Origin of the sequence: Flavobacterium kayseriense (assembly GCF_014305095.1) — a bacterium.
Lineage (GTDB): Bacteria > Bacteroidota > Bacteroidia > Flavobacteriales > Flavobacteriaceae > Flavobacterium > Flavobacterium kayseriense.
Genome location: NZ_JACRUI010000006.1, coordinates 104,681 through 129,373 on the forward strand (window position 1 = coordinate 104,681; position 24,693 = coordinate 129,373).

Consider the following 24,693-nt stretch of genomic DNA (forward strand, 5'->3'; position numbering starts at 1 on the left):
ATGTTCTTTCCACAAAAATAGCAATTAAAATTAAATTTCTGTTTTTTAGAATCCCAAAATCCATTTTAATATGCTAATATGTTCATTTGAATTTTGCAACTTGTTTATTGCCATTTTAACTTCTAATTTTACAAAAAATAAAATTTTAATTTTGAAAGACACATCCAAACATCAAGGCCTTAGAAATCAATTAGTAAGTGTTTTACAGCAGAAGGGAATCACTGATGTAAATGTGCTAGCGGCAATAAAAAAGATACCTAGACATCTGTTTTTGAATTCTAGCTTTGAGGATTATGCCTACCAAGATAAAGCTTTTCCTATAGGAGCGGGGCAAACTATATCGCAGCCTTATACTGTTGCTTTTCAATCTGAGCTTTTACAAATTAAAAAAGATGATAAAGTTTTAGAAATTGGCACGGGTTCTGGTTATCAAACCGCTGTTTTATGCTTAATGGGAGCGAAGGTATATAGTGTCGAAAGGCAGAATGAATTATTTAAACAAACTTCAACTTTATTACCCAAATTAGGAATCCGACCTAAGCATCTCACTTTTGGTGATGGATACAAAGGTTTACCAACCTATGCGCCATTTGATAGTATTATAGTTACTGCGGGTGCACCTTTAATTCCGAAGCCTTTGATGGCGCAATTAAAAATAGGAGGTAGGCTCGTTATTCCGTTGGGTGAGGATGTTCAAATTATGACCTTACTTATTCGCAAGAATGAAACACAATTTGAGAAACATGAACTAGGTGAATTTCGATTTGTTCCTTTACTTGAAGATAAAAATTAAAACATTACCATTGATCAGAATATTTTTTTATTGCGCTATTAGACCAATATAACGCTCTAAACATTCTTTCTCTGTTTGAGCAATAAAGGATATAAATGCTTCTTTATTATCAGTGCTTATTGCTTGAAATAACAGTTTTTCATAGATAGTTTCATTTTGGTTATCTCCTTTACTATTTACGTTTACGTAGCCATGCTGCAGTAAAATAAAGCTTTGTACTAAGCGCGCAGTCTTACCATTACTAGTGCCAAACGGTTGAATTCGATACAACTTTAAATGTGTTTCCGCTGCTAAAATGACGGGATGAATTGTGTTTTTATGACTGTCATACCAATTAAAAAAGGTGTCCATTTCCTTTATAAGTTGATCAGGATGACATACTGAAGTGGCATTTGTTTCCATTTTAATTTCCGTATTTCTATACTTTCCTACATCATCTAATTGGATTCCTCTTGCTAAAAGGTGATGAATTGAAAGTAACTCTTTTTCTGTCAAAGCACTGTTTATTTCTACCAATGATCTAACATAAGTAATAGCTTCAACGTGGTTAATAACCTCTAAATGCTCTTTCATAGTTTTACCGGCAATAGTCAATCCTTTATTGATAACAAGATCAGTTTCTTGAAAAGTTAAGGTATTGCCTTCCAGACGATTATTATCAAAAGTGAATTCTAAATCGAGTAGCTGTATGACTTTATTAGATTCAAATTGACGAAATGTATCAAGTTTTGCTTTGAGTAAGTCGATTTCATCTAAAAGTTTTTGTAATGGCTTTGATATGCTGTTTAAAGAGTTGTTTCTAAGTTTCTTAATTTCCTCTTGTGCTTCAATTAGAGCTTCTAGAGCTAATTTTTCATCACCTAATTCATGAATGATTTTTTCTTTTAGCCACGTAATCATTATTGTTTCGTAATCTATTTCTAAAATAGCTGCTAATTTAATTACCTGTTCTTTGGTAGGTTTACGCGATCCATTTTCAAATTTACTAACTAAGGCTTGATCAATTCCCATTAACTGCGCTAACTCTCGAGTTTTGAGCCCTTTTTGTTCCCGGCCATTTTTAAGTAAGGTCTTCATTAGTGATGCTTTAGTACGTCTTGACAATTTTAGTCATCAGTTGGTGTGAAAAAAAAGTACTTTAGGAGATAAAGCACTTTGTTATGTTAGTTGTTGTACACCTTTTTGATTCTGTCTATATCTCGTTTAGTGTCTTGCTCTTTTAAAGATTCCCGTTTGTCATACGTCTTTTTACCACGGCATAGACCAATTTCTAATTTGGCCATTCCTTTTTCATTAGTAAATAATTTTAAAGGAACAATTGTTAACCCTTTGGCTTGTACACTGCGAGCCAGGCTTTTTAATTCTCGTTTATTTAAAAGTAACTTTCGTTCGCTGCGTGCTTTGTGATTGAATTGATTACCGAAAGCATATTCCTCTATATAGGTATTAATGGCAAAAAGTTCATTATTGCTAAATTCACAAAAGCTTTCTGTAATATTTGCTTTTCCTAGACGGATTGATTTGATCTCAGTACCTGCTAATACTATTCCAGCAGTAAATTTCTCGATTATTTCATAATCAAATCGAGCTCTTTTATTTAATATGTTGATTGTTTTAAGCATAGGATACAAATGTAGGAACAAATGAATAAATCATCACTATTTTTTGTAAAATTGATTTAAATTTGTGCCATGGAAAATCAAGCTTCAAAAGATCCATTGCATGGACTTACTCTTAAATTTATTTTAGAACGATTAGTAGCTCATTATGGTTTTGATACCCTAGGCGAATTAATAAGCATAAAATGTTTTAATGATAACCCTAGTGTGAAATCGAGTCTCACTTTTTTGCGCAAAACCGATTGGGCTAGAAAAAAGGTAGAAGAATTATATGTTGATTCAATTACCAAATTTCAAGACTAGTTTTTGTGCGTTCTTTATTTCTAATTAGGATAAAAATTCTTTTTTGATAATTAGAAAATAATTGACTTTTACTACTTTCTTAACAACGAATATACAGCCGAGTCTAAAAAGCGACCTTCAAAGTATTGATTTTCTTTAAAAAGTCCTTCTTGTACAAAGGCATTTTTCTCTAATACTTTTGCGGAAGCATAATTTTCTGGAGCTATTACAGCCTCAATCGAATGTAAATTCATTGTTTTGAAGCCAAATTCGATTAATTTTTTAACAGCTTCTGAGACTAATCCTAAGCCACTATAGGTAGGATGCAAAATATAACCAATTTCAGCTCTATAATTTTCTGCATTTATTTTATAAAAACCAGCAACACCAATTAAAGTGTTGTTTCCTTTAAGTGTAATTCCCCAGTTGATTCCTTCTGATGATTCTATTTTCGAATCTATAGAGGCAATGTGATCAAGTGCTTCCTGTAAATTTGTAACAAGTGGTCTTGGAATGTATTTCATTATTTCGGTGTCAGAGCGTAGTACAAACATTTCGTTTACGTCAGTAGAAACCACTCGTCTAAGAACTAATCGCTCTGTTTCAAGAATAGGAAATAGTTTAAAATTTATATTGATCATTTTTAATTGAATTATAGTATTTCTATTGAAAAGGTAGCTTCAAACTGTGCATTTGGTTCCAGCAGTTGAATACCTTCTTTCTCAAAAAGATTCCCTGTGCTATTTTCTGTATCAGAGTAGCCATACCAAGGTTCAATGCATAGGAAAGGGGCATTTATTTTCGTCCAGATACCTAGATGAGGAAAATGAGGGAATTTTATCTTAACATATGGATGCTTGTTTTTTAAAATCGTGATAGATTTCGATTCTAGTTGTTTAAATATTAGGGCATCGTTTTTAAATAGTTCATAGTTTAACGGAACACTTTTGTCTTGCGAAACTAAAATAGAAGTTTTGTCAACAATTAAATTATTTTCAAGAAGGTTGTATGTCAGTACTTCTTCTCTTTCAAATGCTAAAGAATAATCCTCAAAATTTCCTGGGAGTGCAACTGCTGGATGAGCTCCAATACTGAAAGGTAAGTTCGAATTCTCCTTATTAATGACGATATACTTAAAAGTTAATTCCGAAGCGTTTAGTACGTACTGAATTTGTAACTCGAATTGAAAGGGATAAATCGCTAAAGTTTCTATTGAAGATTGAAGCGAGAAAGTAACACTATTTTCTATTTTGTGTAGAACTTCAAAAGTAGTGTCCCTTGCAAAACCATGTCTAGGTAAGTTATAATTCAAACCCTTATGCTGGTAACTATTGTTTTTTAGAGTACCTACAATTGGAAATAATATTGGAGAGTGTTTTGGCCAGAACGCAGTGTCTCCTTCCCAGATATATTCTAAACGGGTCTTGGTGTTTTTTAATGAAAAAAGTTCTGCTCCTAAATGATTTATAGAGGCGCTAAAATTACCGCTGCTTATTGTTGTTTTCAAAAAGAATGTTTTTAAGTTTTGTTGATTAAATAAGGTAAAGATATTTTTTAATTTTGTAAATCAATTGCTGTTTCTTGTAACTTTCTAATTGTTCTAGCAACTTATAGCTAGTTGTACTTCTTTTATAAAATTTAATTTAGTGCTGCATAATTTTTGTTAATTTGCTTTATAAACATTTCTACTTATGAAAAAATTTCGCTTCAAGGCTATTTATCAAATGGCTTTATTATTGGGTGTTACTTCCCTGTGGGCGCAGCAAACACCTGCTAGTTCTGTGGTTACACCAATTTCTAATTACAATTATCACGATGCTTTTGCTCCATTTTTCTACTCTAAAAATGGAACATCAACTCGATCTGCTAGTGGCCAGCCAGGTGCTGAATATTGGCAAAATAGAGCTGATTATGTTTTAACAGCAAAATTGAATGAGGTTAACAATGAAATTGTTGGTACAGATATTATTACTTACACTAATAATAGTCCGGATCAAATGAAGTTTGTTTGGATGAATGTCGACCAAAATCTTTTCAGAGACGATTCTCGCGGTAACGCTGTTGTACCTATGACAGGAAGTCGTAATGGAGCGAGAGGAGAGATTTTTGACGGAGGTCACAAAATTAAGTCGGTTAAAATTTTCTCATCGAATAAAGGAAAAGTAACAGAAAGTGACGCCAAATACGTAATATCTGATACTAGAATGCAAGTTTTTTTACCCGAGGTTTTAAAAGCTAAAGGTGGATCAGTGAAAATAAAAATTGACTTCTCTTATATCTCTCCAAAAGAAGGTTCAGATAGAACAGGTGTTTTGGATACGAAAAATGGAAAAATATTTACAATTGCTCAGTGGTACCCTCGTATGTGTGTGTATGATGATGTACGCGGATGGAATACTAACCCATATTTAGGGGCTTCGGAATTTTATTTGGAATATGGAGATTTTGATGTAAATATTACAGCACCAGCAAACCATATAGTAGTTTCTTCAGGAGAGTTGGTAAATCCTACAGCTGTATATTCAGCTGCTGAGCAAACAAGATTAGCACAAGCTAAATTAAGTGATAAAACGGTTCTTATTCGTACTGCGGCAGAGGTTGCAGCCAAAGCGAATATAGCTACTACAGCTACAAAAACTTGGCATTATAAATTAAAAAATGCAAGAGATTTATCGTGGGCGTCTTCAGCTGCATTTATATTAGATGGTGCCAAAATTAACCTACCTAGCGGAAAAAAATCATTGGCATTGTCTGCTTATCCAGTGGAGAGCGACGGAAATGATGCTTGGGGACGTTCGACAGAATATACTAAATATTCTATCGAAAACTATTCAAAACGATGGTTAGAGTACTCTTATCCTGCAGCAACAAATGTAGCAGGTAATGAAGGTGGTATGGAGTATCCAGGAATCGTTTTTTGTGGATGGGAAGCTAAAGGAGAATCTTTGTGGGGAGTTACAGATCATGAATTTGGTCACAATTGGTTCCCAATGATTGTAGGTTCTAACGAACGTTTATTTGCATGGATGGACGAAGGGTTTAATACTTTTATCAACTCCCTAAGTTCAAAGGATTTTAATAACGGAGAGTTCAAGGAAGGTCCATCTGATTTACATAGAATGGCCGAAGTGTACACAAATCCTAAGCTAGAGACAATAATGAGTTCTCCTGATAATATGAAGGAGGCTAATATTGGTTTGTTATGTTATTCTAAACCAAGTGCAGGATTGATTATTTTGCGTGAACAAGTCTTAGGAGCAGAGCGCTTTGATTTAGCATTCCGCACTTATGTTGAACGTTGGGCATACAAGCACCCTACACCTGATGATTTCTTTAGAACGATGGAAAATGTTGCAGGAGAAGATTTAAGTTGGTTTTGGAGAGGTTGGTTTGAATACAACTGGCGTTTTGACCAAGGAATCAATTCAATCAAATATGTAAAGAATGATCCAAAACAAGGTGTGGTTATTACTGTAGAGAATTTTGAAAAAATGCCGATGCCAGTGGTTTTAGATATTAAATTAAAAAGCGGCGGAGTTGAAAGAGTGAAATTACCGGTTGAAATCTGGCAGAGAAACACTTCATGGACTTTCAAGCACAATTCAACAGAGGAAATAGAAAGTATTACTCTTGATCCAGATCGTGCATTCCCTGATAGCAATGAAGCAAATAATGTTTGGTCGGCTGCTACTAGTACTCTTGAAAAAGATCTAATATTAGATGGTTATTTAGGTGTATTTAGTACAGCGAAGGCACCAATGAAAATCACTTTTTCAGAAAAGAATAGTACTTTAAATGCTGAGATTACTAATTATCCAACATTCAGCTTAGAGCCAATCGGAAAAGATTTATTCGAATCCAAAAGAGCAGGACTTAAATTTCAATTTAATAATGATAAATCAGGATTTGAAATGATTATTAGTGATGGTCAAAAGATACTTTTTACTAAAGAAAAATAGTTAAGATCTCATTAAGAAATAAAAAAACCAGCTGTAAAGCTGGTTTTTTTTATGCCTATAATTTATAGTATTGATTCCTTTTTAGTTCTAAATATAGTCCATTGAAGTAAGGATGATAAAATGATAGTTAAGGTAGCTCCAATAAAATTGAGCCATAAATAACCTAGTTTTTCTTCACCACTAGGATAAATGTAGATCGCATAATAATAGATGATAAAAATTGTCATTTGACTCACCAGTGCACTGTAAAAAATGGCCTTAGCTTTCACGTATTTTACATAGAAACCAACAAGGAAAATTCCTAGTACTGTACCGTAAAATATAGAACCAATGATATTAACTAATTGGATCAGGTTTTCAAAGAGGGTACCTATACATGCAAATAAGATTGCTACGACACCCCAAAATAAAGTAAAAAACTTAGTAGCATTGAGATAGTGTTTGTCTGATTTTTCAACCTTCAAATTTCGTTTATAGATGTCTATCGCTGTAGTCGAAGCTAAAGCATTTAATCCCGACGCTGTAGATGACATTGCTGCCGACATGATAACGGCCAATAATAAACCAATTAATCCTTTAGGGAGGTAATTTAAAATAAAGTGAAAGAAAACATAATCTTTGTCATTTGTCTCACTGCCGCTATCTGCTTTTAAAATAATTTCTTTAGCTCGATCGCGTAAATCTTTTTCTTTTGTGGATAATGCGACTAGCTCCTTTCGTAAAATCGGGTTGTCATAATCTTGATTAAGTTGGTCGATATATAGAAGATTAATTACTTTTTTGTCCTCGGATAAAGCGTCTAGCTTTTTCTCTAAAGTATTATACTCGTCTTTATAAGCTGATTTCTCAATAGTAACTTTATTGTTAGGATTAAAATTTAAGGGAACAGGATTAAATTGAAAAAAAACAAAAACCATAACACCAGTTAGCAAAATAAAGAATTGCATAGGCACTTTTAACAAACCATTCATGATCAAACCCATTTGGCTTTCTCGTACTGATTTTCCAGATAAGTAACGTCCTACTTGCGATTGATCTGTACCAAAGTATGCTAAAGCTAAAAAGAAACCACCGGTAATACCGCTCCAGAATGTATATTTTTCTTCTGGATCTGTAGAAAAATTAACGATGTTCATTTTATCATTAGCCCCAGCAATATGAAGTGCGTTACTGAACGTCATGTCATTAGGTAAGTAATGTAGAATTAGAAAAAACGTAATTAGCATTCCTGACATAATCACGAACATTTGCTGCTTTTGAGTTACGTTTACAGCTTTAGTTCCACCAGAGAAGGTATAAAATATAACCAAAACACCAATCACGATATTCATATAGGTAAGATTCCAACCTAAAATTGCAGATAGAATAATTGCTGGTGCATATATTGTAAGTCCAGTTCCTAAACCTCGCTGAAACAAGAAAAGTATCGCAGCAAGTGACCTTGTTTTTAGATCAAATCTTTTCTCCAAGTATTCATAAGCAGTATAAACTTTATATTTATGGTAAATAGGAATAAAAGTCAAACAAATAACAATCATGGCTATTGGGAGACCAAAATAGAACTGAATAAAGCCCATTCCATCATGATAGGCCTGTCCGGGAGTAGATAAAAAAGTAATCGCACTGGCTTGCGTAGCCATGACAGATAAACCAACGGTGTACCATGGCGTTTCGTTATTTCCTAATATAAAATCTTCTACATTTTTGCTTCCTTTCGTTTTCCAAGAGCCGTAACCTACAATAAATAATAAGGTAACAATAAGTACAATCCAATCAAATAGTTGCATAGGTTAGGAGTATAGTTTCATAATTAAACAAAAGACCAATATATAAATGGCATTTGCCACTAGAACTAAGGTGTAGTTCTTTTTCCAAATTTTAGTTTTTTTAATTTCCATAATACTATTTTATGTCTTTGTTTATTTATTTAGGTTCGTAGCGCTTTTTTGTATTGATATCATATTAGATAGTAATCGATACGCACCAGATACGCCTTCGGGTAGTTCTCTAAATAGACTTAGGCCTGTGTAAATGTAAAATCCTTTACCGTATGGAGCTACTAAAAGAGCTCCGTTTTTAGGGCTTTCTCCTTTGTCATTAGAGGATATAATTGGGGTAAAGGCGCTGTCGAATGTATTTGGGTAATATAAACCTTGCTCTTGAGTCCAACCTTCAAAATCTTTAGCTGTTATTTTATTCGGATAGTTCAATATAGGGTGATTTGGTGCTAAAAAGCGAACTTCAGCATTTTCTTCTGTTACGCGATCGCGAGAAATAGTTAGTGGATAAGGTGCTATATTAGCTGTGCTAGCTCCTTCTGGAGTATTGTATTGAACAATCATTGTTTTGCCTTCTTTTATGAAATCAAAAAGGATTTGTTGTTTTGCTTGTAAATTAGGAAGCACATTGTAAGCTCTGATACCCGTAATAATTACATCTAAAGGTTTAATTTTTTCCGCTGTAATATCCTCTGGAGTAAGTATAGTTACTTGGTAACCCATTTGCACCAAGCTTTCTGGCACTTCGTCACCAGCACCCATGATGTAACCTATTTTTTGATCAATAATTTTTAGGTCTAATTTTATAAATTTTGCTTCTGCAGATTTTAAAATTTGTTGTTTGGTGATGTGTGGGTAATCAATTATAATTTGTTCTTTGTCAAGGTTGTTGTTATTAACAGTAGCAATTGCTTTGGCAGTTACTTCAGCATTAGTTTTTGGAGGTGTAACTTCAAAGGAAACAATTTGCTCCATATCTTTCTTTTCAAAAGAAAAACCAATTGATGCAGGAGTAACAATCCAATTTGGTGGTAGGTCTAATTTTAAATCTCCTGCAACCTTATCTTTACCCGCTTTTACTTTCACTCGTATAGCTTTGCTATTGTTTGCATTAAAAAAGACAACTTTATTAATGATTCCGGTTGTTACTTCTGGGACAATATCCAGAAAGTTGTACATTTCTCCTTTTACATTATCGTTGTATTTGTAGATAACAGTTCGTTCAAAAGGAATCTCAACCCCGTTAATATCAAGAGTAAATTGCACTTTTATATCTCTAATGATATCCGGAATTCCAATATTTTGTTGATCATTTACCACATACATACCCACAGTTCCCTTATCTTTTAGCCAATAAGGTTGTGTGTAAGAACTGTTATCAGGAATTTGAATATCTAAATTTATATTCTCTAAGGCATTGTTTTGTAGTGTTTTATTGAATATCGTTGTTTTTTGATTAGGCAATGTAGTAATGTTAACTAGCTTCATTGGAACTGTAGAGCGGTTAATTGCTTCAAGTTTTATACGGATGCTACTTCCAGGACTTGCTTCTTGAGTAGTCGAAGCTGCCTCAAGATACAAACCTGCGCAAGATGATATGATTTTTTTAATATCGGAGGTTTTGATGTTTTTCCAATGTTCTTCTTTTAAAGCTTGTATCATTGTGTAGGCTTTTGCCAAATCTGGAATACTAGCTGATGGGTCAGCGAAGTTATATTTTGCTGCTATTTGCGTAATTAGTTCTCCAATAGCTTTTCCTCCAGCAACTCTGTTCCAACTTGTATCGATACCTTCAAATATATTTTCTTTATCTTTTAGGGAATCACCATTCAATAATTCAAGATAATCAACATCTTCACCGCGGCTTCCTGTACTACCAAACCCTTGTGATTGATGACTTGAGCGACTTAATGCAGCAATTTCTTGGTTTGATTTTCCAAGGTTAGCATAGTATGTTCCAGTTTTAATAGTTGTTAATCTAATTTTGTCGGCTGCATCAAATTTTTCTTGAGTTCCATAGAACCACCACGAAGTATTGAAAAATTGACGTTTGGGCTGCCACGGTTGTAGGTATTTTAATTGTTCAGGAAAAGCGGTAGCGTTGTTGGCTAAGTTAAAACTCTCAACACTTAAAATTGCCGAAGCGGTATGGTGTCCGTGTGTTGTTCCTGGGGAACGATGATCAAAACGATTGATGATTACATCTGGTTGAAATTTGCGGATAGCCCACACTACATCAGATAGTACTTTTTGTTTATCCCAAATTTCTAAAGTCTCATTTGGATTTTTAGAAAATCCAAAATCATTGGCTCGGGAAAAAAATTGCTCGCCTCCATCAATTTTTCTAGCTTCAATTAATTCTTGCGTTCTTATCACTCCAAGAAGTTCTCTTAGCTGCGGTCCAATCAAATTTTGTCCACCATCTCCTCTAGTTAAGGACAAATAGCCTGTCCTTGCTTTATTTTTATTAGCTAAATAGGAAATAAGTCTGGTGTTTTCATCATCTGGATGAGCAGCGATGTACAGGACAGTTCCTAAAAAATTAAGTTTTTGAATTTGATTATAAATTTCAACAGCGTTTGGTTTTTCTGGTTTTTGAGCCAAGAGTAGCTGCGATGCGAAAACGAATAGTAAAAAAAACGAAATTTTATTTTTCAACATTATATTAGAATTAAATTGCGGTAGCTTCAAAAGTAGTAATTAAAAATTTTTATAAATCTAATAAATAATAATTTAACAAAAGTTCAAGTACTATTAAACAAAAAAGAGAACAACATTTCTGAGTTCCCTTTTTTACATTATTGTATGGAATTAATCTCTATTCCGACCTTTGTTTCCATGTCGGTTATCGTGACCTTTTTTATCTTGTTTTTTCGAATACCTTTTATTATCAGCATACCTTCGGTTGTCATTGTATCTATTACTGCGCGAGTAGTTAGGCCTTTGAGTGTAACGTTGCTGTACCTGTCTGCTTCCAATATTTCTTTGGTAATGTCCTCTGTACCCAACTCTATAATCTCTTCTGTGATTTTTGAAATTATTGTAAGGTGTTCGTCCATGGTAATTGTTCAATACCACTTTATAACCACTGTACAAGTCATAGTTTCGGTATTGTCTTGGTAAGTACCTAGATCGTACCCATCTGTTATTTCCAAAATAAATAAATTGGGATGCCCTGATATCATAATATGCTTGTACATCAGGTAAATAATAGTAATCTATATTTGTATAACCTACAGGTCCCCATGAAGGTTGCGCTCCTATATTTACATTAACGGAAAGCTGTGCAGTAGTTGTGTTAGCGATTAAAAGTACTATTCCAAAAGCTAATAGTTTTAAAGTTTTCATGACTTTTATTTTTTTAAATTATCTTTTCTTCTTTTTACAGATTTCCAATTACTGTGCCAAAACATGATAGTGCTGATTTAGATAGTGCTTAACTGGCGCAAAAAAAAAAAGAAACGTCCGAGCGTTTTTTTTTTTTTTTTAGTATAATTACTTATTTTTAGAATGACCGCTTTTGCCCTTATTATCCTTACTGTTTTTCTTATAACTTTTACCACTGTGTTTAAAATTCTTGGTACCAATTGTTTTTTGAGGCTTTCCTTTGTACCCTTTATAATATTTTACCTTATGTGTTTTAAAATAAGTATAGGGACTTTTACCGTGATAGTCATTTAAAACAACTTTGTAGCCATTATAAAGATCGTAGTTTCTGTAAGAACCAGGTAAATATTTGTTTCTATTCCATTTACCATTCCCAAAATAAATAAATTGCGATGCTCTAATATCGTAGTAGGCCTCGACGTCAGGTAAATAATAATAATCAACATTGGAGTAGCCTACAGGTCCCCAAGCAGGTGGTGTGCCTATATTTACATTTACTGCAACTTGTGCTTGAGATTGTCCTGCTATTAGAAAAAGCAGGGCAATAAGTATTGATTTTAAATTTTTCATATTTTCTTGATATTATGTTTTGTGAATTTATACGCTCGCTACATTTTAGTGTTTTCAACAACTATGCCAATGGAATTAAATTTGAATTGCAGTAGGGTTTGCATCAAATAAAAAGGGAAAGATTATAACTTATAATCTTTCCCTTTTTTACAATTAAGCTGTACTGATATTATAGTAACAGTATCAATAAAAGAACAATAATAATAATTGCGCCAACAGATAAATATACTCCATTACCTGTTGATTTCAAATCAGTTTTGATTTCTTTAACCTCTTTTCGAAGTTCTTTTTTTTCAGCACGACTCATATCAGATTTGTCCATTTCTTTGATTTCCTCTAGACGATCTAATTTAAGTTGTACTGCAGCAGGAACTTCTTTAGCCGCAGGGTTTTTTTCATTTGCCAACATCGTTGTTGGGAATACGCATAATGACATTAACATTATCATTAAAAAGAAGTTTAATTTTTTCATTTGTTATTGGTTTTAATTTAAACGGTTATTTTTATAAAGATACTTACTATTTACGGTTTTGAATTGTAAAATTTTATTGAAAAATTGTAATATTCTCATATTTGTAAATTAATCGATAATTTTTAAAGTAGGTTGTTAATTAATTGTAGCCATTCACTTATTTATATTGAACAATCTTTGGTTTAGCTAGTTCAAATGTTTGAAAACCAAAATCAACTGTTTGAAATGCATTTGTTCTAATTAAATTGTCGCCCACAAAAGGGATTGTAGGATAGTAGGAAAGGGATAATTGAAAGGAACTAAACACTAAATAATCATTACTGATCAATACCCCAATTCCAATTCTAGAAAAGGCTTTGTTTGATTTGATATTATTATCATTAGTATTAATCAAGGCAAAAGAATAATTTAGATAAGGATTTAACCTAAAACCAGCGATGTCTTTTGGAGCATACGACTGTGTTTGAAAAGTTAATATCATTTTATTGGATCCAAAAAGCGCACTGTTGAACCCTTGTATACCGTATTCTCCGTTTATACTAAGCTTGTCTCCAATAGAATTTTGTCGATTAATTCCTATTACTACTTGTGGTTTGATAAATTGTCGAATTTTCCAATTCCCAATATGAATAATATTAGTAAAGTAATTTGCCTGGAACGAAAAGGTCGTTTGCTCCGTTTTACCGTCTCTAAAAAAAGTTCCTATTTCAAAATTAGAACTTAAAAAGCCCCATTTATGGAAGGTTCCAAAGGAAAATTGAGAACCTATGTAAGGTCTCCAAAGATCATTTTTATACTGATATCCTGCCGTAATTCCGTATACACTTCCAATAGGTACATCTTCTATAATTCCATTTCTAAATATGTAACGGTCTTGAACAAACTCCCTACTATTTAAACCAATACCAGTGAGAAATAACTTTTCAGAGGAATAAAAATTGATAGGATCCAATTCTTCAATAGGACTTTCGTTGTACTGAATGTTTAAATAGCGACCAGAGATAATTAGATTAGTCGTATTGGCGCCCTCATAGTTCCCTTTTATTACATTAAAAGCTTTGGCAAGCCATAAGTCGTGCGTGCTAAATTTAAAATTTTGCCACTTGTACTCTTTTATAGGATTTTGTAATGAGTCCCTCCTAAAAAATTGACCTATGGTAATTCCACCTGCAGTTTTAGTTAAAGGGGAATAAAAAGGACGCTCAATTGCAATGCTTTTACTGTAGTAATTATCAAGATCTATGGCGTATTGAAAAGTAGTTTTTATAAAGGTATTTTTAATATTAGGGATGACATAGGCGATATCATTTGCGTTTTTTCCGTCAGAAAAACGATTTGTGAACTTGTAATCTAACTGATTTCCAGAGCCAAAAAAATTTCGATCTCTAAAACCAATTCCTATTCTGCTACTTGAGATCGAAAACTTAGGAATTGAACTCCAAGTGTCTAGCACACGTACGTATACATCTACTGAATCAGATTTTGGTGAGATTAGCTCTTCTGTAATTGTCACTCTATTCACAAAGTTTTGTGCTCTGATAATACGCTCTGTTTCTGTGATCTTAAACTCATCGTAAACACTGTTTTCTTTAAAAAGCAAAAAGTTTCTAATAGCAAATTTTTTGGTTTTAAGGTGAATGAAATTTCCAGTGCGTTCTCCCCAATTTTTAGGCAGAGCAGTGCTATCTGTATCTGAATATCCAAAAGGATCAAGAGTTATAATTTGTATTTTTCTGATAATTTTCCCCTCAGCATTTAAATGTACTTTGGGAGCAATTATTTTTTCGCTTTTGCTCGTTTGTGAAGAGCGAAAAATTAGACCATGTAAGAACTTTGTGTATTTACGTTTTTTTGAATATTTCTGAATGTTGTTATACATAGAACTAGTATCTTTTTCAGTTTTATTTACTTGAGAAAAAGATAGTTGCATTGCAAAAAGAGCCAGAAAAACGAGAATTTTCATTTCTGCTGAAATTTAAAAAACGATGATTATTTATATCTCAAAGTTTTGTTATGTAGATAATTGAAATAATTCTAAAACAGCAAGTTATTAAAATAATTCAGTTACAAATTAATTTGTAGGTGGTTCATTAGAAGTAGAGGCTTCATCCTCACTAATTATAGCAATCTTTTCTTTTTTTGTAATTTGCTTTGATCTAATTTTCCAAATAAACGTTTTAGGGACATCATTCCCCATTAAATAACCCCAAGCTTCTAAATTTTCGGTCCTGTCAAATATTATTTTAAGAATAGCTAGTATCGGTATTGCCAGAAACATTCCTGCAATTCCTGCAAGTGCTCCTCCTATAATGATACCCACTATTGATACTAAGGCATTTATTTGAACTTTCGAACTGATTATTAAAGGAACTAAAATGTTGTTATCAATTAGTTGTACGATTGCATTAACTACAACGATACCAATAATTATCGAAGCATCTGGTGTGCCTGTAAGCGATGCTATAACTGTTAATACCCCAGCGATTAAAATTCCGATATACGGTATCAGATTTAATATACCCGTGAGAATACCTAGTAAAATAAAATATTTGATTCCGATAAAGTATAGACCAGCCCCCGTTAAAATAGAAACAAATATCATTTCTAATAACAATCCTGAAATATAACTTTGTACTGATACTTTGATTTGACCTAAGATCTCTCTTAATTTGGAATGGTATTCTTTTCTAAAAAGTTTTACTAAAAAAGTGATAAAATGAGTTCGGTATAGTAAAATTAAGAAAGTGTATATAGGAATTAAAGTTAAATCTATTAAAGTATCAGATACAGATGATAAAGTGGTACCAATAGTTTCTTTTCCTTTTTTTACAGAATCTTCAGCAACATCATTCATGTATTTACGCTGTTCCCATAAACTGATATTAAAATTTGTTCTAATATGTTTTTGAACATCCGTGATGAAAATGTTAGCATTTTTGTTGATTTTATCAAAATCACTTGCAATATCGCTTATTTGGTAGGATAACACAGCTAGTATGGAAACAATAAAACAAATAAAGATTAATACTGTTATGGCAACAGATAAGGTGTGGGGAAAACGTAATTTCGAATTTATAAAATGATCGATTGGTAGTAACAATACAGCAAACAAAAAGGAGAGCAGGAGAGGGGTTAATATAGATTGTCCTACCGAAAATATGTACGTTATACCAATTAAACTGACTAAAATACAGCTTAATCTAACATAAAATGGATACCTAATTGCGTTACTCATAAGATTTTGGTTTAAAGTAGCAATTTAATGCTTTGGTTAATTATTCTAGAAGCAAAAATGAACTTTTTTAATATGCAAAACGTTACGAGATCGTTTTTATATATTACACTATTATCATTTTAAATGATAAAATAATGTATTGCATCGTACCATTATTTTTTTTTATTGTTTAATCCAGCAATCAATTACCTTATTGCTTAATAATAGAAATTCCTTTCTGAAAAAGCAGATTATTAGGGTAAACGATCATCTCTCCTTCTTCAGTAATGAGTGACACATGAAAGGCTCTTATGTCCTCTATTTCAGCTACTATTGGAAAATCTTTATCATGAATTTTAATAGTGTCTCCTATTTTAAACGGAAAAGAAAAAAACAAAATAACACCTGAAGTAATATTGCTTAGGATTGACCACTGCGCAAACATCGCTACTCCAACAACAGTAGTTATTGACGAAATAGCAATAATTATGTCCTTAGGTTGTACTCCCCAAATAATAATAAAGGCTATCAATGCAAGTATGTTTGCTAATAAATGAAGATACTTTATGACCAAATTAGTACGGTGTTCTAACCTAGTAGTTGCTACAGCAAAACGTTTTACCAGCTTAGTGGTAATAATACGCACTGCAATAAGCAAAACTAGTAAGATACCTGATGCGATTAATTCTTTCGTAAAATCGGTAATAAAGGTCATTTGTGATGGTTTTTAGGCTAAGTTACTTAAATATTCGTACACTTTATCAACGGGTAAGCCCATAACATTAGGGTAAGAGCCTTCTATTTTAGCTACACCTATAAATCCAATCCATTCCTGGATACCATAAGCTCCAGCCTTATCAAAAGGTTGGTATTTATCTACATAATAATGAATCGCTTCGTCGCTTAAAGTATGAAAAGTTACTGCCGTTACCCCAAATAGGACGTCCGTTTTGTACTTGCTTTTAAAACAAACGGAGGTAACTACCTCATGAGTTGCATTCGATAATGACTGTAAAATAGCAACGGCATCTTCTCTATCTTTAGGTTTGCCTAGGGCTTTATTATTATGCCAAACTATTGTATCACTAGTGATTACTATTTCGTTTTCTTGTAATGACTCTTTAAATGCATCTGATTTTAGAAGAGCTAAATAATTAGTAATTTCCTCTCGCTTTAGTTCGGTAGGATAGACCTCTTCAACTTCTTTAAGACGAATTTCAAAATCTAAGTCTAAATCTTTAAAGAATTGTTGTCTTCTCGGCGAACCGGAAGCTAAGATTAATTTATAGTGTTTTAATTTATCGCGTAACATTGTAGTTTATATTAAAAGTAATTATGATTATGGACAAAATTCCGAAGAACAAAATCCATTTTAAAAGTGAACTTAAGGTATGAAAATCTTCCTTCGTTTTAGCTGAAGCCATCTTTGTTGTAAAATAAAGCAAAGGTGCTAGAACGAATATAAAAGCATAACCGGTAGCTACATATAAACCATTACCAACAAAGTAATTATTGACATAGACAAGTAATGCAATTATTGGTATAAAACTTAAAACGAAGATAATTTTAGAAGTTTTATCAATACCAATAATTATTGGTAAAGTTCTCATTTTTGTAATGCCATCTCCTTTAACGTCTTCTAAATCTTTAATCATTTCTCGCAGTAAGTTGATCATGAATGCAAAGATGGCATAATCGAGAAGGATCGCAAATAAATTTGCCATCAGCCCTTGGTTTTCCTTAAAAGTAGCAGGATAGATATCAAAAACACCTATGATAATGACACTTAACGATAATACTAGTGCAACTATTATGTTTCCAATAATAGGCATTTGTTTTAGACTTGTAGCATAAATATATAACGTAGCAGCGATCAAAATAAATACGGTTGCAAAACTAGGTTTCATAATCACATTAGAAAGATAAAAACCAATACAAACTCCCGTAATATTTAGTCCAACATAGATTGAGTAGGCGCTGTTCTCGCTAATACTTTTACCCACGATTACTTTTTTGGGTCTATTAATAGCATCCGTTTCTTGATCAAAAATATCATTGATAACGTATCCTGCAGCTGCAATTAAAACAGTGCTTAAAACAAGTAATGCATATTGCCAATTATTTAGAGCTAAAGGGATATGTTGTAATTCAACAAAGTCAATTCGGAATATAAGCTGCATAAATGCAAGCATCAATAGGTTCTTGTACCTAATTAGATTTAGAAATTTCATAGGGAGCAAAGAATTAAAAGGTAAAAAAATAAATTAGTCTAATTTTCCATTAAAAGACTCCATCCATTTTCCTTGCACCTTCATGACTTGTTCTACAACATCACGAACAGCACCTTTACCGCCATTTTTATGAGAAATGTATTTTGAAATGCCTTTTATTTCAGGGCATGCGTCTTGTGGACAAGTAGGTAATCCTACTAGCTTCATCACGTGATAATCTGGTATATCGTCACCCATGTACAGTACTTGTTCTGGATTTATACCGTAAACATCCGTGTATTCGTTAAAAGTGGCTACCTTATCAGGTGACCCTAGATGAATATTTGTGATTCCAAGATTTCGCAAACGAACCCGAACGCCTTCATTACTACCGCCTGAAATAATACAAACATTATAGCCGTTATCTACTGCTGCTTTCATAGCATAACCATCTTTGATATTCATGGTTCTGTGCATCTCTCCTTCATTATTGATAAAAACGGAACCATCGGTAAGTACCCCATCCACATCAAAAATAAAAGTGGTGATTTCGTTCATTAATTCTTTATAACTCTTTGCCATTATTTTGTATTGATTGTGTTAGAATTTTATATATCGCTATTTGATTTTCATCAGTAAGGAAAGCTTCGTGTGCGGCAATCGTTTTCTCATCCTTGCGAATTGCAGGTCCTGTTTGCGATTGTGCTGGCGATAAAGTTGCTATCTTTTGAGCTGTCTCAGTAATTAAAGGTTGTAAAATAGTAAACGGAATTTGGTTTTCATCACAAATTGTTTTTCCTATTTGGTACAAATGATTCGTAAAATTATTAACAAAAACGGCAGCGACATGCAATGCTTGACGCTGTTGCGAATTGATAGCGTAAACTTTAGTCGAAATTAATTTAGCTACTGTATCAAGGAGCTGAAAATCAGTTGCGTTTTCTGCTTCCAGACAAATAGGAATAGTAGAAAAATCGACTTCTTTGTTTTTTGTAAAACTTTGCAACGGATAAAAAACACCTTTTCGGTTGGCATCAGAAATAACAGCAACGCTAACGCTTCCAGAAGTATGCACGACTAATCGGTTCTTAAAAGCTAATTGTTGCGAAACAGATGCAATAGCATCATCAGAAACAGCAACAATATAAACGTCGGCTTCGCTCAAATTTTGAATATCTGTAATAATTTGACTGTTATCTAGCAGATGAACTAGAGACTCCTTTTTTCTAGAGTAGGCTTGTACAAGTTCTATTTTAGAACTTGATTTTTGAATCGCAGTAAAAGCGCTTATTAAGTGCTGTGCTACATTTCCGGAGCCAATAATACTTACTTTAATCATGTCGCAAAATTAACAAAAAAAACGGAGTAGCACGGCTAATGTGACAAAGCATAAATTAATTGGTATAGAAACTAATTTTGATTAAAATGGTTCTTCTATGAAAGAAATCAGAATTTAATCGAGTAGGTCATTTTGGTGCAAAAAATCAAAAATTATTTTATCGACAGGTGATATCTTATCTTTATCAGCAGATGTGAGCCAAATCATTTCTTCTATTTCTGAGTTTGCTTTCAAAGTACCCGAATATTTTGCACTATAACAGGTCATTTTAACTGTTGTACTTGCATCGTGGCCATGAGCATGCGCTTCAAAAACTCCTATATATTCTAGGTTATTTTGGTCAAGATCTACACTTAGCTCTTCCTTGATTTCTCTAACAAGCGCTTGTGCATCTGTTTCATTTAATTCTCGTTTACCTCCAGGGATATAGTACTTGTCTTTTCCGAAGGTACGTGTGGATAGTATTTTTTTGTCTTGAATTTCGATCCAAGCTATTTTATCAATTTGCTTCATTTTGTTTTATACCAAAAGGTTTCGTTGCTAAATCGAGTAACCAAGCATCACCATATTTTTGGGTTAAGTAGTTGGCGATAATTTGGTTATTTTGGGTTGTTGCTTTAAAAGTTAAAGGGTCGAGTATACAATTTTCTTTCTTTAAGAACACACCATATTTTTTTTGAAAAACAATATATTCATCAGGAATCTCATTATTGAGCCCGTGCATAATAAAATGTGCTTGTCCAGAGATTATTAATTGTTCAATTTGTTTTTCGGTTAAGTTTCTGTCTATGCTTAATGGTTTTGAAAACCCAATTGAAATTGGCGATAGCTCTTTTAACACCACTTTCTCCACTAATTTTATAGTAATCGTGTTTTTATTCTCATTGATAAAGGCAGGATAAAAAGTATAAGTTTCAAAATCGCTAGTATAAAAAGAGAATTGGTATTTTCCTTTTTCGGGCAGTGCGATTTTAAAACTATCCAAAGTGCTAATTTGAATTTTTTGGTTTGTGCCGTAACTATAAAACTCGCCAGACTTAAAGGTTTTTCCAGTTGCGTTTTCAAAAACTATTGTTGCAATTATTTTTTTGTCAGAAGCTTTACAAAAGGTAAAAGGTAATGCAAGCAGGAATAAAAGTGCTAATTTTTTCATGTTCTGGTCAATTAAATTTTTTTCTTAGGTGTTGCTAATATAGTTTTTATAATAATAGTTTGTAAGGAATTAATACTTATTTACATAAAGAATGGGAATAGGTGGAAATTTTACATGAAGAAAGGAGCGCCATCTTTTGTACGATTATACAAGGTTTGAGTCTTAATTTTACATGAAGGAATATAGCAGATCACCCGACCTTGTCTCGCTTTTTTTTACTAAACAAGGACATGCCCAAAAAAACAGAAATTCAAACTGTTTTGAAGGCTTATTTTTGGTTTAAATTAACAATTGTGGCGCAATTATAGTCAACATTTTTAAGTACTTTTGTGTCACTTTTAAAAATTTTAATTCCTTACAAATGGATAAAAAAATACTGTCCTTTTTATTTTCTACGCGCCTCATGGCTGTTCTTTTTCTAGCTTTTGCAATTGCAATGGGCGTTGGTACATTCATAGAGAGTAAATACAATACGGACACTGCCAGAATAATGATTTACAATGCATGGTGGTTTGAAGCAATTATGGTTGTATTTGTTATTAACTTCATCGGAAATATTAAGCGATATCAACTAATGAAGAAAGAAAAGTGGGCAACTTTACTGCTCCATTTATCATGGATTTTTATTATATCAGGTGCTTTTGTTACACGATACATTAGTTATGAAGGTATGATGCCTATACGTGAAGGAGCTGCCGAGAATCAGTTTTATTCAGATAAAACATTTTTAACGCTTTTTGTTGATGGTGAATACAAGGGAGAAATGAAACGCAGGGCTTTTGAAAAACCATTGTTATTGTCTCCGGTTGCAAACAACAACTTTAGAATTAGCGATAAATTTGCCGATACTCCATTTGAAGTAGAATTCAAGAATTTTATCATGGGAGCTAAAGAGATTGTTAAGCCTGATCCTACAGGAGTTTTGTATTTTAAATTAGTAGAGGCTGGTGATGGAGGTCGTGAGGAACATTTCTTGAAGGAAGGGGAAGTTCAAAATATTCACAATGTACTCTTTGCATTAAATAAATACACAGAGGGAGCAATCAATATCACGATAGACGGAGATAAGAGCACGATACAAACTCCTTTTGAAGGGAATTTTATGCGTATGGCTGATAAGCTTGAAGGTGCTGTTCAAAAAGATATCGTTCAACCTTTAATGATGCGTTCGTTGTATAGTATAGGTGAGAAACGTTTTGTTTTTCCAGATCCTGCAGTTAAAGGAGTAATTGACTATGAATCGAATAATGATTACAAAGCGAAAGTGCATCAAGACGCACTTGTTTTGACTGTTAGGGCAGATGGACAAGAAAAAGATATAACAGTTTTAGGATCTAAAGGATCCATTGGTGTGCCTAAAACAGTAAAAATAGGAAACATAGAATATTCTGTTTTTTACGGAAGTAAGGCCTATGTGTTGCCGTTTAAAGTAAAATTAAACGACTTTATAGCTGAAAAATACCCTGGTACTGAGAAGAGTTATTCTTCTTTTGAAAGTAAAGTTACCGTTCAAGATCCTGAAGAAACTTTTGATGCACGTATATATATGAACAATGTTTTAGATCATAAAGGGTATCGATTTTTTCAATCCTCATTTGATCCAGATGAAAAAGGTACTGTGCTATCAGTTAATCATGATTTTTGGGGTACAGCGATTACCTATGCAGGTTATTTTATGTTATTCTTTGCTATGATGGCTATTATGTTCACCAAGGATGCGAGGTTTACGGATTTGAAAAGAAAATTAGAAGTGGTAAAGCAAAAAAAATCAAAATTACTGACCATTTTAGTGTTGCTCGTAAGTATGAGTGGATTCTCGCAAGCACACAATCATGAACATGACGCAAACGGAAATCATGAGGATCACACCGAAAGTTCTACACATACACGTGTAGCGCCAACTGAAAAGCAACTAGACTCACTACTTAATAAATTTAAGGTAAAGGAGGAGCATGCGGCTAAATTTGGCCGTTTGATTATTCAAGATGCTGGAGGAAGAATGAAACCTATCAATACTTTTTCATCAGAATTGTTGAGAAAGGTAAGTCATTCCAATAAATATAAAGGGATGAATTCAGATCAGGTTTTCCTATCGATGTCCCAATACGCGCAATTCTGGATTGAGATTCCGATAATTTACTTAAGAAGCGGTAATGATAGTATCCGAAAATTAATAGGAGTTGATGTAAAAGCAGAGAATGCCCCTTTTATTGCTTTTTTTGATGACAAAGGAAATTACAAATTATCTCCTTATTTAGATGCTGCTTACAAGGCCGCAAATCCAAATCAGTTTGAGAAGGACTTTATTGAGACAGATAAAAAGGTAAATTTAATGGAATCAGCCTTGAGTGGCCGAATTTTGAAGATTTTCCCAATTCCAAATGATCCAAATAATAAATGGGTATCTTCCTTAGAATTGAATGAAGCTGGACTTAAAGGAATGGATTCGACCTACACCAAAAGTGTTTTGCCGCTGTATTATGGTTCATTGAATAATGCATCGCAGTCTGATGATTATTCTAATGCTAATGATTTAGTGGAGAGTTTGAATGGTTTTCAAAAGAAATTTGGAAGCAAAGTACGCCCTAGTGACGATAAAATTACAGCTGAAATAGTATATAATAAATATGATATTTTACAAAAACTGCCTTATGCTTATCTATTTGCGGCCATATTGATGCTGCTTTTCACTGTGATTGAAATTTTTAAAGATAGTAAGCTAATAAGAAGGCTAGTTAACGGTATGCATGTTGTGATCGCATTATTATTTGTAATGCATACAATAACGTTAATTGCCCGTTGGTACATATCAGGTCATGCACCATGGAGTAATGCTTATGAAGCAATAGTTTATGTGGCTTGGGCAACGATGTTTTTTGGTTTGGCTTTTGATGTTAAATCGAAATTAACCGTAGCATCAGCAGCATTTGTTACATCAATGATCTTAGCAGCTGCGTACATGAATTGGATTGATCCAGAAATTGCAAATTTACAACCTGTACTTAATTCGTATTGGTTAATGATTCACGTAGCAGTTATTGTAGCTAGTTATGGACCATTTGCTCTTGGAATGATTTTAGGTTTTGTTGCCTTGTTATTGATCTTTTTTACAAATGATAAGAACAAGAAAAAAATGGATTTAAATATCCAAGAGATAACTTACATCAATGAAATGGCTTTAACTATTGGTTTGATATTGCTGACCATAGGAAACTTTTTAGGAGGTCAGTGGGCCAATGAAAGTTGGGGACGCTACTGGGGGTGGGATCCTAAAGAAACATGGGCATTGATAAGTATAATGGTATATGCCTTTGTAATTCACGCCCGTTTTGTACCTGCATTAAGAGGTAAATGGATATTTAACTTAATGAGTATGTTTGCTTTTGTTTCTATCTTATTTACATATTACGGAGTTAACTTCCACCTAGTTGGTTTACATTCATATGCAAGCGGGGAAGCACATTCGTTGAGTTGGATTTGGTATTCACTAGGAACTATATCAGTTATAGGAGCTCTTGCTTACCCAAAATATAAAAAGTATTACAAAAAGTAAATAGGTATTCTAATAAATACTAAGCCCAATCGCAAGATTGGGCTTTTTTTGTTCTGGTACCACTTTAATTAATTCTTAGTGAGGGATTTTGTAGTAGCTAATGTGTACTTTTTATCTAGTTCGAAGCAATATTCAACGAAGATGCATTATTGCATTGAAATTATTTCAAATGTATCTACTCTTACCTGTTATCATTATACAAAGTAAGTAGTAGCTGCTTTTATCGTGCTTATACAGAACTTTCGCCTTGATTTTTTATGGGAAAAAAAGTATGCTTATGTTTGATTTAACATTTTTTTATAAAATAACTTGTAGTTTATCGGATTTATATGCTTTTAATCTATATATTCGTTTAGGTTTTGAA

Annotated in this window: 22 protein-coding genes; 4 read left to right on the forward strand and 18 right to left on the reverse strand. The window is 33.0% G+C overall.

Features of this window, described 5'->3' with window-relative positions; translation table 11 throughout:
- Window positions 1-151 precede the first annotated feature (151 nt).
- Window positions 152-793 carry a protein-L-isoaspartate(D-aspartate) O-methyltransferase gene (locus H8R22_RS15095; protein WP_187011234.1) on the forward strand — a complete coding sequence of 214 codons (642 nt, stop codon included), beginning with the start codon at window positions 152-154 and terminating at the stop codon, window positions 791-793.
- 27 nt (window positions 794-820) lie between these two features.
- Here H8R22_RS15095 and H8R22_RS15100 read toward each other — a convergent pair whose 3' ends face one another.
- Both H8R22_RS15100 and smpB read right to left on the reverse strand, forming a co-directional pair.
- Entirely contained in the window at window positions 821-1,870 is a 1,050-nt protein-coding gene (locus H8R22_RS15100) for a Fic family protein (protein WP_187011235.1), read from the reverse strand.
- Window positions 1,871-1,956: 86 nt separating this feature from the next.
- On the reverse strand, window positions 1,957-2,415 hold the full coding sequence (smpB, locus tag H8R22_RS15105) for an SsrA-binding protein SmpB (protein ID WP_187011236.1): 459 nt from the start codon (window positions 2,413-2,415) through the stop codon (window positions 1,957-1,959).
- 69 nt (window positions 2,416-2,484) lie between these two features.
- Between smpB and H8R22_RS15110 the strand changes: the two genes are divergently transcribed.
- Entirely contained in the window at window positions 2,485-2,715 is a 231-nt protein-coding gene (locus tag H8R22_RS15110) for a VF530 family protein (RefSeq protein ID WP_187011237.1), read from the forward strand.
- A 71-nt stretch (window positions 2,716-2,786) separates the two neighbouring features.
- Here the strand turns inward: H8R22_RS15110 and H8R22_RS15115 are convergent, their stop codons facing one another.
- Window positions 2,787-3,335 carry a GNAT family N-acetyltransferase gene (locus H8R22_RS15115; RefSeq protein ID WP_187011238.1) on the reverse strand — a complete coding sequence of 183 codons (549 nt, stop codon included), beginning with the start codon at window positions 3,333-3,335 and terminating at the stop codon, window positions 2,787-2,789.
- 11 nt (window positions 3,336-3,346) lie between these two features.
- Entirely contained in the window at window positions 3,347-4,201 is an 855-nt protein-coding gene (locus H8R22_RS15120) for an aldose 1-epimerase family protein (protein WP_187011239.1), read from the reverse strand.
- 184 nt (window positions 4,202-4,385) lie between these two features.
- Between H8R22_RS15120 and H8R22_RS15125 the strand changes: the two genes are divergently transcribed.
- Window positions 4,386-6,653 carry a M1 family metallopeptidase gene (locus tag H8R22_RS15125; RefSeq protein ID WP_187011240.1) on the forward strand — a complete coding sequence of 756 codons (2,268 nt, stop codon included), beginning with the start codon at window positions 4,386-4,388 and terminating at the stop codon, window positions 6,651-6,653.
- A gap of 62 nt (window positions 6,654-6,715) precedes the next feature.
- Here H8R22_RS15125 and H8R22_RS15130 read toward each other — a convergent pair whose 3' ends face one another.
- The 14 genes from H8R22_RS15130 to H8R22_RS15195 form a co-directional block, all read right to left on the reverse strand.
- Window positions 6,716-8,440 (reverse strand): sodium:solute symporter, encoded by a 1,725-nt coding sequence (locus H8R22_RS15130; RefSeq protein ID WP_187011241.1) that lies wholly within the window; start codon window positions 8,438-8,440, stop codon window positions 6,716-6,718.
- A gap of 132 nt (window positions 8,441-8,572) precedes the next feature.
- A complete protein-coding gene (locus tag H8R22_RS15135; RefSeq protein WP_187011242.1) occupies window positions 8,573-11,092 on the reverse strand; it encodes a PIG-L family deacetylase in 2,520 nt (839 codons plus the stop codon).
- 150 nt (window positions 11,093-11,242) lie between these two features.
- Window positions 11,243-11,779 carry a hypothetical protein gene (locus H8R22_RS15140; protein ID WP_187011243.1) on the reverse strand — a complete coding sequence of 179 codons (537 nt, stop codon included), beginning with the start codon at window positions 11,777-11,779 and terminating at the stop codon, window positions 11,243-11,245.
- A gap of 147 nt (window positions 11,780-11,926) precedes the next feature.
- A complete protein-coding gene (locus H8R22_RS15145; protein WP_187011244.1) occupies window positions 11,927-12,388 on the reverse strand; it encodes a hypothetical protein in 462 nt (153 codons plus the stop codon).
- A gap of 169 nt (window positions 12,389-12,557) precedes the next feature.
- On the reverse strand, window positions 12,558-12,860 hold the full coding sequence (locus tag H8R22_RS15150; protein WP_187011245.1) for a hypothetical protein: 303 nt from the start codon (window positions 12,858-12,860) through the stop codon (window positions 12,558-12,560).
- 157 nt (window positions 12,861-13,017) lie between these two features.
- A complete protein-coding gene (locus H8R22_RS15155; protein ID WP_225876037.1) occupies window positions 13,018-14,823 on the reverse strand; it encodes a BamA/TamA family outer membrane protein in 1,806 nt (601 codons plus the stop codon).
- 108 nt (window positions 14,824-14,931) lie between these two features.
- Window positions 14,932-16,095, reverse strand: a complete 1,164-nt coding sequence (locus H8R22_RS15160; protein ID WP_187011246.1) for an AI-2E family transporter — start codon at window positions 16,093-16,095, stop codon at window positions 14,932-14,934.
- A 190-nt stretch (window positions 16,096-16,285) separates the two neighbouring features.
- Window positions 16,286-16,789, reverse strand: a complete 504-nt coding sequence (locus tag H8R22_RS15165; protein ID WP_187011247.1) for a mechanosensitive ion channel domain-containing protein — start codon at window positions 16,787-16,789, stop codon at window positions 16,286-16,288.
- A gap of 12 nt (window positions 16,790-16,801) precedes the next feature.
- Window positions 16,802-17,386 (reverse strand): Maf-like protein, encoded by a 585-nt coding sequence (locus tag H8R22_RS15170; protein ID WP_187011248.1) that lies wholly within the window; start codon window positions 17,384-17,386, stop codon window positions 16,802-16,804.
- Window positions 17,373-18,305 (reverse strand): geranylgeranylglycerol-phosphate geranylgeranyltransferase, encoded by a 933-nt coding sequence (locus H8R22_RS15175; protein ID WP_187011249.1) that lies wholly within the window; start codon window positions 18,303-18,305, stop codon window positions 17,373-17,375. The genes H8R22_RS15170 and H8R22_RS15175 overlap by 14 nt, the downstream gene beginning before the upstream one ends.
- Window positions 18,306-18,338: 33 nt before the next feature.
- Complete coding sequence (locus H8R22_RS15180) at window positions 18,339-18,866, reverse strand: KdsC family phosphatase (RefSeq protein ID WP_187011250.1); 528 nt, start codon at window positions 18,864-18,866, stop codon at window positions 18,339-18,341.
- A complete protein-coding gene (locus H8R22_RS15185; protein ID WP_187011251.1) occupies window positions 18,850-19,623 on the reverse strand; it encodes a Rossmann-like and DUF2520 domain-containing protein in 774 nt (257 codons plus the stop codon). Before H8R22_RS15185 ends, H8R22_RS15180 begins: the two co-directional genes overlap by 17 nt.
- A 114-nt stretch (window positions 19,624-19,737) precedes the next feature.
- Window positions 19,738-20,136, reverse strand: coding sequence for an NUDIX hydrolase (locus H8R22_RS15190; RefSeq protein ID WP_187011252.1), 399 nt, complete (start codon window positions 20,134-20,136; stop codon window positions 19,738-19,740).
- On the reverse strand, window positions 20,123-20,776 hold the full coding sequence (locus H8R22_RS15195) for an FEKKY domain-containing protein (protein ID WP_187011253.1): 654 nt from the start codon (window positions 20,774-20,776) through the stop codon (window positions 20,123-20,125). Before H8R22_RS15195 ends, H8R22_RS15190 begins: the two co-directional genes overlap by 14 nt.
- A 361-nt stretch (window positions 20,777-21,137) precedes the next feature.
- Between H8R22_RS15195 and ccsA the strand changes: the two genes are divergently transcribed.
- The gene (gene ccsA, locus H8R22_RS15200; protein WP_187011254.1) at window positions 21,138-24,329 is read left to right on the forward strand and encodes a cytochrome c biogenesis protein CcsA; all 3,192 of its coding nucleotides are present in this window, start codon (window positions 21,138-21,140) and stop codon (window positions 24,327-24,329) included.
- The last annotated feature ends 364 nt before the right edge of the window (window positions 24,330-24,693 follow it).